Raw genomic sequence first — 5,930 nt, forward strand, 5'->3', positions numbered from 1 at the left:
GCGCCACCCCGGTCACCGGCCGGACAGCCGGACGGCCGATGCCACCGCGCCACCCCCACGCGGCCGCCGCCCACCCACCCCGTTCCGAGCCGATCCGCATCCGGCCGATCCGCATCCGGCCGATCCGGCCCGGGCCCCGTACGCCCGTTCCTTCCGCCGTACCCGCCCACCCGAAGGAGTCTTCATGAGCACCGTCGCCCGTACCCAGCAGACCGTCGTCACCCGGATCGGCGGCCGCATCGGCGCCGAGATCGGGGGCGTGCAGCTCGGCGGCGAGCTTCCCGGAGAGGTCGTCGGGGAGATCCGGGCCGCGCTCCTCGCCCACAAGGTCGTCTTCTTCCGCGACCAGGGCCACCTCGATGAGGCCTCCCACGAGGCCTTCGCCCACCTGCTCGGGACGCCCGTCGCCCACCCCACCGTGCCCTCCGCCGACGGCCGTTACGCCCTCGGCATCGACTCCCACCACGGCGCCCGCGCCAACCAGTGGCACACCGACGTCACCTTCGTCCCCGCCTACCCCGCCTTCTCCATCCTGCGCGCCGTCACCGTCCCCCCGTACGGCGGAAACACCCTCTGGGCCAACACCGCCACCGCCTACGCCCACCTCCCCGCCCCGCTGCGCGCCCTCGCCGACAGCCTGCGCGCCCTGCACTCCAACGAGTACGACTACGCCGCCCTCAAGCCCGACGCCCTCCCCGAGGCCCTGGCCCAGTACCGCGAGGTGTTCACCTCCACCGCCTTCCTCACCGAGCACCCCGTCGTGCGCGTCCACCCCGAGACCGGCGAACGCACCCTGCTCCTCGGCAACTTCGTCCAGCGGATCAAGGGCCTCACCGGGCGGGACTCCCGCGCCCTCCTCGACTTCTTCCAGGCGCACATCGAGAGCCCCGAGAACACCGTCCGCTGGCAGTGGCGGGCCGGTGACGTCGCGATCTGGGACAACCGGGCCACCCAGCACTACGGCGTCGACGACTCGGACGAGCACGAGCGGACCCTGCGCCGCGTGACGGTGGACGGCGACGTGCCCGTCGGGCCGGACGGCGTCCCGTCCCGGCTGATCAGCCCCGAGACCGTCCCGGACCCGTCGTTCGGCATCCCGTCCGGAGCCTCGGCCGGCTCCTGACCTCCTGACCTCCGGTTCTCCGGATCTCCGGATCTCCTGACCTCCGGGCTTCCGGACCATGCGATCCCGCCCGTCCCACCTCACCCGCCCCGTCCGCCACTCCGGTCAAGGAGGCCCCGTGCCCACCCTGCTCGCCCTTTCCGGCAGCCCCTCCCCGCACTCCCGTACCGCCGTCGTCGCCGACCACGTGCTGCGCCGCCTCGGCCACGCCGGGTTCGACACCGCCCACCTCGCCGTCCGGGAGCTGCCCGCCGCCGACCTCCTGTCCGCCCGCCGCGGCGAGCCGGAGATCCGCCGGGCCCTCGAAGCCGTCGCCGCGGCCGACGGGATCGTCGTCGCGACCCCGGTCTACAAGGCCTCGTACACCGGGCTGCTCAAGGCCTTCCTCGATCTGCTCCCGCAGGACGGGCTGGCCGGCAAAACGGTTCTGCCGATCGCCACCGGCGGCAGCCTCGCCCATGTCCTGACCCTCGACTACGCCCTGCGCCCGGTGCTCGCCGCCCTCGGCGCCCGGCACGTCACCGCCGGACGGTTCGTCCTGGACTCCTCCGTCGAACGCGGGTCCGGCCCGGACCGGCTGCGGCCCGAGGCGGAACTGGACCTCTTCCAGGCCGTCGACGAGTTCGCCGAGGCCCTGCGCCACGGGGCCGCCCCCGCCGTCTCCGCTCACGCCGTCGCCCCCTCCGCCCCCGCTTCCGCCCTCGCCACCACCGCCCCGTAACAGCGGCCCCCGGCCCACCCACCGCATCCCGGACAAGGAACCCCATGCCCGCAGCACTCGCCTCCACCTCCACCTCCCGACGCCAGTTCCTCGCCCTGCTCGGCATCTCGGCGGCCGCGGTGAGCTGCGGCACGGCCACCGCCAGCGGCGGCTCCGGCGGGTCCGGCAAGCAGGTCACGACCCTGAAGTACCAGGGCGCGGTCGGCACGGTCACGCTCCCCGAACTGGCCGCCGACCTCGGATACCTCGGGGGCCTCACCCTCGACTGGGTCGGCAACACCATCAGCGGCCCGCAGGACATCCAGTCCGCCGCCACCGGCCAGACCCACTTCGGCGGCGCCTTCAACGGTGCGATCGTCAAACTGGCCGCGAGCAAGGCCCAGATCCAGGCCGTCGTCTCCTACTACGGCTCCGACAAGGACACCTACCTCGGCTACTACGTCCTGGAGGACAGCCCGATCCGGTCCGCCCGCGACCTCATCGGCAAGAAGGTCGGCATGAACACCCTGGGCGCCCACGCCCAGGCCCTCCTCGACATCTACCTGGAACGCAACGGTCTCTCCAAGGCGGACGCGGGCAAGGTCGAGTCCCTCGTCGTCCCGCCCGTCAACACCGAACAGGCCCTGCGGCAGAAGCAGATCGAGGTCGGCGTCCTCAGCGGCGTCCTGCGCGACAAGGCCCTGGCGGCCGGCGGGATACGCCCGCTGTTCAAGGACTTCGAGCTGCTGGGCGCGTTCAGCGCCGGCTCGTACGTGATGACCCGGCGCTTCATCAAGGAGAACCCCGACACCGTACGGACCTTCACCACCGGCGTGGCCAAGGCCATCGAGTGGTCCCGCACCACCCCGCGCGAGGAGGTCATCGCCCGGATGACGGAGATCGTCAAGAAGCGCGGCCGCAACGAGGACACCTCGACCCTCCAGTACTGGCGCTCGTACGGGGTCGCCGAGCCCGGCGGCAGGATCGCCGACAAGGAGTTCCAGCTCTGGCTCGACTGGCTCGGCGGGCGCGGCGAGATCAAGAAGGGGCAGCTGAAGCCCGGCGACCTCTACACCAACGAGTTCAACGGATACGGAAAGGGCTGAGCGGCCGCCATGGCGAAGATCGTGTTCGACTCCGTGACGAAGACCTTCCCGACGAAGGACCGGACCGAGGAGTTCACCGCACTCGACGGCATCGACCTGGAGATCGAGGCGGGCGAGTTCCTGGTGGTCGTCGGCCCCAGCGGCTGCGGCAAATCCACCCTCCTGGACCTGCTCGGCGGCCTCACCCGGCCCACCTCGGGCCGGATCCTGCTCGACGGCACACCCGTCACCGGGCCCGGCCCGGACCGCGGCATCGTCTTCCAGCAGTACGCGCTGCTGCCCTGGCGGTCCGCGCTCGGCAACGTCGAGTTCGGCCTGGAGGCGACGGGCGTCCCGCGAAGGCAGCGCGCCGACCGGGCACGGGAGTTCCTGGACCTCGTCGGCCTCTCCGGCTTCGAGGACCGCCACCCGCACGAGCTGTCCGGCGGAATGCGGCAGCGGGTCGCCATCGCCCGCTCGCTGGCCTACGACCCGGACGTGCTGCTGATGGACGAGCCGTTCGCCGCGCTCGACGCCCAGACCCGGGAGTCGCTCCAGGACGAACTGCGCCGGATCTGGCAGCGCACCGGCAAGACCGTCGTGTTCATCACGCACGGCATCGAGGAGGCCGTGTACCTCGGGCAGCGGGTGGCCGTCATCACCTCCCGTCCGGGCCGGGTCAAGGAGGTCGTCCCGGTCTCCCTGGGCGCCCGGGAGACCGGCGCCGGCCCCGGCGCCCAGGGCGAGGACCTGCGCTCCAGCCCGGAGTTCGCCCGCTACCGCCATGAGATCTGGACGCTCCTCCACGACGAGGTGGCGCGCGCCCAGCAGTTGGAGAAGGAGGAGACCCCGGTATGAGCACCCACACCACCACGGCCCGGGCGGACGCCGCCACGGTCCAGGCCGCCGCTGCCGCCGCTGCCGCCGACCAGGCCGACGCGCCCCCCACACCGGCCGACGCCGTGACGGCGTCCGCCGGCACCGCCCGCGCCGCGGCGCCCGCCACCGCGGCGCCCGTACGGACACCTGCTCCCGCGGCGGAGCCGGCCCCGGGGGGCGCCCCCCCCGGGGGCGGCCCCGCGCGGGCGGGGGGGGGGCCGGGCCGCGGGCCCGGCCGGCCCCCCGCCCCCCCCCCGCCCCGGCCCCCGCGGCCCCAGGCGGGGGGGGGTTTGTCGCCGGTCAGGGCGAGGGCCGTGGACAGTGCCGGGCCGGGGACGGCGAGGGCCGCGGTGAGCCCGCCGGACGCGAGCGGCGGGAGCAGGGCGGAGCGCTGGGCGTCCGTGCCGAGGGCGGTGATCAGCGGTACGGCGAGCACGGCGGTGGCCAGCAGCGGCGAGGGCAGCAGCGCCCGTCCGGTCTCCTCGCACGCCAGAACCAGGTCGGCCGCGGTGCAGCCGACGCCCCCGTACTCCTCGGCGACGGCGATGCCGGGCAGACCGAGCTGCTGCGCGAGCTGCTGCCACAGCTCGCGGTCGTGTCCGGCGGCGGTGCGGACGGCGGCTTTGACCTCGTCCGGACCACAGCGTTTGCCCAGGATCTCGCGCAGGGTGCGGCGCATCTCGTCCTGCTCCGCGGTGAAGGCGGCATCCATCGTCTGGCTCCTCCTGGGGGCACCTCCCGGCGACGGCCGGGAGGGGATCTGACGGGCCGTCATGTTAGGCCGGGCGGCGGCAGATGCACAGAGGCCGGGAGCCCCCGGCGGCGGAGAACCCCGCGGGCGCGGACTAGAAACTGACAGAGCGTCAGATGTACCGTCTCCCCATGCCTGGACCCAAAGCTGCACCTCGTGACGGCCGCCGCAGGGTCGCGGTCGTCGGCGTCGCCCTCTCGGACTGCGGCCGGGTGGACGGCCCCACCCCGTACGCCCTGCACGCGCAGGCCGCCCGGCGCGCCCTGGCCGACTCCGGCCTGGACCGCTCCGTCATCGACGGCTTCGCCTCGGCCGGCCTCGGCATCCTCGCGCCGGTCGAGGTGGCCGAGTACCTGGGGCTGCGGCCCACATGGGTCGATTCCACCTCGGTGGGCGGCTCCACCTGGGAGGTCATGGCGGCGCACGCGGCGGACGCGATCGCCGCCGGGCACGCCAACGCCGTCCTGCTCGTCTACGGCTCCACGGCCCGCGCGGACGTCAAGGCGCGGCGCCGCACCTCGAACCTCTCCTTCGGGGCGCGGGGACCGCTGCAGTTCGAGGTCCCGTACGGGCACACGCTGGTCTCGAAGTACGCGATGGCCGCGCGCCGCCACATGCACGAGTACGGGACGACGCCGGAACAGCTCGCCTCGGTGGCGGTCCAGGCCCGGGCGAACGCGGCGACCAACCCGGACGCGATGTTCCGCGACCCGATCACGGTGGAGGACGTGCTGTCCGGCGAGATGATCGCGGACCCGTTCACGAAACTGCACTGCTGCATCCGCTCGGACGGCGGGTGCGCGGTGCTGCTGGCAGCAGAGGACTACGTACCGGACACGGCGAAGGAGCCGGTCTGGATCCTGGGCTCGGGCACGTCGGTCTCCCACACGACGATGTCGGAGTGGGAGGACTTCACGGTCTCCCCGGCGGCGGTCTCGGGCCGCGCGGCGTTCGAGCGGGCCGGGCTCACCCCGGCGGACGTGGACCTCGCCCAGATCTACGACGCCTTCACGTACATGACCCTGGTGACCCTGGAGGACCTGGGCTTCTGCGCGAAGGGCGAGGGCGGGGCCTTCGTGGAGAAGGGCCGTCTCCTGCGGGACGGGGAACTCCCGGTCAACACCGACGGCGGCGGCCTCTCGGCCTGCCACCCGGGGATGCGCGGCCTGTTCCTGCTGGTGGAGGCGGTCCGCCAACTCCGCGGCGAGGCGGGCCCGGACCGCCAGGTGACGAAGCGGGGCGGCCGCCTCCCGGAGGTCGCCCTGGCATCGGGCACGGGAGGCTGGTTCTGCTCGTCCGGCACGGTGATCCTGGGCCGGGGCTGAGCCGGGACGCCGCCCGGCCCCGCCCGCCCCGCCGACGGGCCCCCCCCCCCGGGGGGGTCACCCCCGC

General features: G+C 73.9%; 5 protein-coding genes and 1 pseudogene. 5 read left to right on the plus strand and 1 reads right to left on the minus strand.

Annotated elements, in window-relative coordinates:
* The first annotated feature begins 184 nt into the window (after positions 1-184).
* The 4 genes from ACFXA3_RS32840 (at position 185) to ACFXA3_RS32855 (ending at position 3,766) form a co-directional block, all read left to right on the plus strand.
* Positions 185-1,123, plus strand: coding sequence for a TauD/TfdA dioxygenase family protein (locus ACFXA3_RS32840; RefSeq protein WP_385192835.1), 939 nt, complete (start codon positions 185-187; stop codon positions 1,121-1,123).
* Positions 1,124-1,241: 118 nt separating this feature from the next.
* On the plus strand, positions 1,242-1,844 hold the full coding sequence (gene ssuE / locus ACFXA3_RS32845; RefSeq protein WP_385192838.1) for an NADPH-dependent FMN reductase: 603 nt from the start codon (positions 1,242-1,244) through the stop codon (positions 1,842-1,844).
* 44 nt (positions 1,845-1,888) lie between these two features.
* Positions 1,889-2,929 carry an ABC transporter substrate-binding protein gene (locus ACFXA3_RS32850; protein ID WP_385192840.1) on the plus strand — a complete coding sequence of 347 codons (1,041 nt, stop codon included), beginning with the start codon at positions 1,889-1,891 and terminating at the stop codon, positions 2,927-2,929.
* A gap of 9 nt (positions 2,930-2,938) precedes the next feature.
* On the plus strand, positions 2,939-3,766 hold the full coding sequence (locus ACFXA3_RS32855) for an ABC transporter ATP-binding protein (RefSeq protein ID WP_385192842.1): 828 nt from the start codon (positions 2,939-2,941) through the stop codon (positions 3,764-3,766).
* A gap of 439 nt (positions 3,767-4,205) precedes the next feature.
* On the opposite strand, the pseudogene ACFXA3_RS32860 reads toward ACFXA3_RS32855, so the two are convergent.
* A pseudogene (locus ACFXA3_RS32860) lies at positions 4,206-4,562 on the minus strand (acyl-CoA dehydrogenase family protein); the annotation flags it as partial.
* Positions 4,563-4,669: 107 nt separating this feature from the next.
* Between ACFXA3_RS32860 and ACFXA3_RS32865 the strand changes: the two are divergent.
* Positions 4,670-5,863, plus strand: a complete 1,194-nt coding sequence (locus ACFXA3_RS32865; RefSeq protein ID WP_385192844.1) for an acetyl-CoA acetyltransferase — start codon at positions 4,670-4,672, stop codon at positions 5,861-5,863.
* Positions 5,864-5,930: the final 67 nt, after the last annotated feature.

This window comes from Streptomyces sp. NPDC059456 (assembly GCF_042750055.1).
Taxonomy (GTDB): domain Bacteria; phylum Actinomycetota; class Actinomycetes; order Streptomycetales; family Streptomycetaceae; genus Streptomyces.

Bases quoted from the DNA above. Each gene is read 5' to 3' on its own strand.
- ACFXA3_RS32850 (WP_385192840.1), top strand. From the start codon at position 1,889: ATGCCCGCAGCACTCGCCTCCACCTCCACCTCCCGACGCCAGTTCCTC.
- ACFXA3_RS32855 (WP_385192842.1), top strand. From the start codon at position 2,939: ATGGCGAAGATCGTGTTCGACTCCGTGACGAAGACCTTCCCGACGAAG.
- ACFXA3_RS32840 (WP_385192835.1), top strand. From the start codon at position 185: ATGAGCACCGTCGCCCGTACCCAGCAGACCGTCGTCACCCGGATCGGC.
- ACFXA3_RS32865 (WP_385192844.1), top strand. From the start codon at position 4,670: ATGCCTGGACCCAAAGCTGCACCTCGTGACGGCCGCCGCAGGGTCGCG.